The organism is Acinetobacter sp. RUH 2624 (assembly GCF_000162375.2).
Classification (GTDB): Bacteria; Pseudomonadota; Gammaproteobacteria; order Pseudomonadales; family Moraxellaceae; genus Acinetobacter; species Acinetobacter nosocomialis.
The window spans coordinates 4,866-8,295 of the sequence record NZ_KI391941.1 but is presented as its reverse complement, the minus strand read 5'-3'; the positions used below and the strand labels follow the sequence as shown (position 1 = coordinate 8,295).

General features: G+C 33.6%; 4 protein-coding genes. 3 read left to right on the top strand and 1 reads right to left on the bottom strand.

Translation table 11 applies throughout. The features are described 5' to 3' along the window. Window positions 1-342 precede the first annotated feature (342 nt). Entirely contained in the window at window positions 343-1,281 is a 939-nt protein-coding gene (gene repM, locus HMPREF0014_RS24370; RefSeq protein ID WP_002046604.1) for a replication initiation protein RepM, read from the bottom strand. 403 nt (window positions 1,282-1,684) lie between these two features. Between repM and HMPREF0014_RS24365 the strand changes: the two genes are divergently transcribed. The 3 genes from HMPREF0014_RS24365 (at window position 1,685) to HMPREF0014_RS24355 (ending at window position 3,307) form a co-directional block, all read left to right on the top strand. Then, window positions 1,685-2,323 (top strand): AAA family ATPase, encoded by a 639-nt coding sequence (locus tag HMPREF0014_RS24365; RefSeq protein WP_000585007.1) that lies wholly within the window; start codon window positions 1,685-1,687, stop codon window positions 2,321-2,323. 2 nt (window positions 2,324-2,325) lie between these two features. Further along, on the top strand, window positions 2,326-2,613 hold the full coding sequence (locus tag HMPREF0014_RS24360) for a hypothetical protein (protein ID WP_000908082.1): 288 nt from the start codon (window positions 2,326-2,328) through the stop codon (window positions 2,611-2,613). 442 nt (window positions 2,614-3,055) lie between these two features. After that, on the top strand, window positions 3,056-3,307 hold the full coding sequence (locus HMPREF0014_RS24355; protein ID WP_001232338.1) for a hypothetical protein: 252 nt from the start codon (window positions 3,056-3,058) through the stop codon (window positions 3,305-3,307). Window positions 3,308-3,430 lie beyond the last annotated feature (123 nt).

The following is a 3,430-nucleotide window of genomic DNA, read 5'->3' as shown; positions in this document are numbered from 1 at the left end:
AACTGCAGCATTGACTTAGATCGCCAGTGCTCAGTACTGGCCATCATGTAGCTTTTATCGCTTTAGCGCCTTAACTTATTTAAGTGGCGTAACTTACATAATTTATGCATCCTATTTAGGTGACCTCAGTTATAGTATTCCGTGTCAGGAATCTGTCCACTTATTCCAATGATGATGAGAACTGCAGCAATAAATTATAAAGGCAGGATAGGTGGTTACTTAACCAGCATAAGTTATGTAACTTATGCTAATTCATATTAAAATCACATGAAAGCAATCTTAATTAAAAACTTAGTATGAGAGGGCGTGGTCTTTTGTTTAAAGTGACAATTAACTAAAGGGTTACTTCTTGTATTTAGGAGCATAACCAACTTCTAACAAATAAGAAAAATACTTTCTAACATTATCGCTATCAAGAAGATCACTTGATATCCTTTCCTGAAAGTCTTCTAGAGTCTCTCCACGATGTGCGAAATCATTACCAAATTTTGGATAGTTAGTAATATCACATAGCTTTTTAGCAAAGAATATACATTGCTTAGCTGTCAATTTATAAGTTGGCTCTAAAGGAGCACTTGTACTCGTTTTATTTTGTTCTTTTTCTTCAAACATGAAATGTAATTCTGAAATATTTCTTCCCTCCTTTTTTTGTATATAAGAAACAGTAATATCCGTAAATTTGTTAATTTGATTTAAAGCTACGGTAAGAACCCTTTTTTTAAAGTCTCCCATCTTTTTATATTCATCTTCTATCAATCCGAGTTTTGATCTAAGCTCATCTATAGAAATATATAACTTACCAGTTGATCTCCAACGTATGAGTAACTCATACAGGCGAATAGCATAAATGCTTGTAAGTGGTGAGATTTGTTTAAGTTCATATCTTGTGAACTTTTCTTCAAGTTTTACAAATAAGGGGATAATATCTGGTGCAAAAATTAGTTGGACGCATCCCTCTTCCTTAACATAACCAACTTTTGAAACCCACCTACTTTTGTATATTCCTATTTTTCCAGTTATAGGATCTACTGCTTTATAATTCAAATGCCGTTCAAAAAGATTATCACATGCAGATTGTAACGCTTCATAAGATGCTTGACGTCCTAAATTAAACTGTTTCATGTATTCAGAAGCATGAATCGTAAGTATAGTATCAGAAGTAAGTTCTTTCTCAATTTCTCGAGCAGCAATGATCGCAATTAATATTAGCCTTTGCTCAGATAGATTTAGTGAATACGATGCTTCAACCAAATTATTATCTTTATATACTATGTTACTCATAGGGAGATATATTAAGGAAAATGTTATAAATAGATATATTGACAATACTACTTAACGTCCACAAATGAAAGTATTTTTAATAAAAGAATTTGTCAACTTATGCACAGAATTTGTCAACTTAGAAACAGGAAAAAGTCAACTTATTGGTAGGAATATGTCAACTCAGAAACAGGAAAAAGTCAACTTATTGGTAGGAATTTGTCAACATATACTTCCTGTATCCCTTTGCTAGTCAAGCTTTGAGCAGAGATATAAATAATAAATTTAAATAAATATATATAAATTCAAAAAGACCATTCTTTTGTGGATAACTTTTTTTTAATTTTTTTTTTCATGATAGTTGATTACTTCATAAATCACCGTTAAATTATACACAAACAAACTTACGTAACTTACATAAATTATGATTATCTTAGTTGGTGGTGAAAAAGGCGGTGCTGGTAAAAGCTGTTTAGCTCAAAATCTTGCAGTTTACTTACAACAAAGTCAAAGAGACGTCCTCTTATTAGATGCTGACCCTCAAGGAACAACAACAGATTGGGTCAAAGAAAGAGATGAAAACGATGAATTAAATAATATTCCATCAGTACAAGCATCAGGGAATATACGTTCAGTTTTAAAAGATTTAGATAAAAGATACCAAGATATTATCATTGATGCAGGTGGACAGGATTCTGAAGCATTACGTTCAGCAATGACTATAGCTACACATATGTTATTGCCGTTTAGACCCAAACGAAGAGATCTAAAAACTTTAGATCATATGGAACAAGTTTTAAAATTAGCAAAGACAGTAAATCCAAATCTGAAAGCTAGAGCAATTATTACTCAGTGTCCAACTCTTCCTTCTCAAGTTCAAAGAATTTTAGATGCAAAAGAGGCATGCAAATCATTTGGTATTGATGCATTGAATTCAATCACAACAAATCGAAATGTTTATGATGATGCAGATGAAAATGGGCTTTCGGTTTTTGAAGTAAATAGTGATCCTAAAGCGAAAGCTGAAATTGAAAGTATTGCAAGAGAGTTTTTAGGAGTATAACTATGGCTGGTTTAACTGGGCTAAACAAAAAACCTGAACCTACTGAACAAGATAAAATGTTAGATGCATTTATATCTGGTGCAGAAAAGAGGGTAAAGGCTTTAGAATCAAGTGAAAAAAAATTTATTCGTTACACTTTTTCTCTCAATGAAGATATTAGTAAACTAATTGATGAGCTGGTTGTAAAAGGGCAAAATGCAAGAATAAATCGTTCAAGTATTGTTCGAGCAGCTATAGAAAATTTATCGACATATAGTGCAGATGAATTAAAAGAAATATTAAATAAATAAATTAAAAATATCCCACTTTTTTAAGGGGGATATTTTTTATCCAAGTTAAATTTACTGTAAGTCCCCGGTGAACCCTATAGATATTTTTAAATTCAGCTCAGGCTCTAGCAGTGTGGTGGTAATTTATCTATTTGAGTTATTTTATATGAAGGCGTCCTTTTCTGCACAGACACGGATCTAGGCTATTCAGCTTGGCTGACTGAATTGATGTCATGATGTTTGATGCACATTGTCAAATTCTTTATCAAGCGAAACTCTGAATCAATGCTTGTAATTGTTTCACTATGATGAGTTTGAGTCCAGTGAAATGTTGCTTGTTTCAACCGTAGAGCTTTGAATACCCAGTCCATCATGTATCAACACTTTCATACAATTACCACGCTTATTCCAAAACAAGATAACCTCAATGTTGCGATTTGACATGGTCAAAGGCTTTTAGGACATGAGAAAGAGCAGTATAAGTAACTGCTCGCATATCCATGGGCTGAGTAGAAAGCCAGATTTCATCAATGTGAATCTTATTGTGAGCACCTTGGGGAATTCTGCCAAAGCGATTGCTCCTGATACCTTCCGTTTCAGCCCAATCGCTATGTTCGCATCAGGCGTCGTTATTGATTATGCCTTATACGGAACTCCAGAATTAGCCCTCGTTGCGAACAACAAAGCAGAAATCCTGCAGTTCCGCGGACGCTGATAAGTAGACAGATTCCTGACACGGAATACTATAACTTACATCACTTAAATAGGATGCATAAGTTATGCAAGTTACGCCACTTAAATAAGTTAAGGCGCTAAAGCGATAAAAGCTACATGATGG

What these genes read in the sequence shown, in the direction of transcription:
- repM (WP_002046604.1), bottom strand. Translation starts at nt 1,281, where the DNA reads ATGAGTAACATAGTATATAAAGATAATAATTTGGTTGAAGCATCGTAT.
- HMPREF0014_RS24365 (WP_000585007.1), top strand. Translation starts at nt 1,685, where the DNA reads ATGATTATCTTAGTTGGTGGTGAAAAAGGCGGTGCTGGTAAAAGCTGT.
- HMPREF0014_RS24360 (WP_000908082.1), top strand. Translation starts at nt 2,326, where the DNA reads ATGGCTGGTTTAACTGGGCTAAACAAAAAACCTGAACCTACTGAACAA.
- HMPREF0014_RS24355 (WP_001232338.1), top strand. Translation starts at nt 3,056, where the DNA reads ATGAGAAAGAGCAGTATAAGTAACTGCTCGCATATCCATGGGCTGAGT.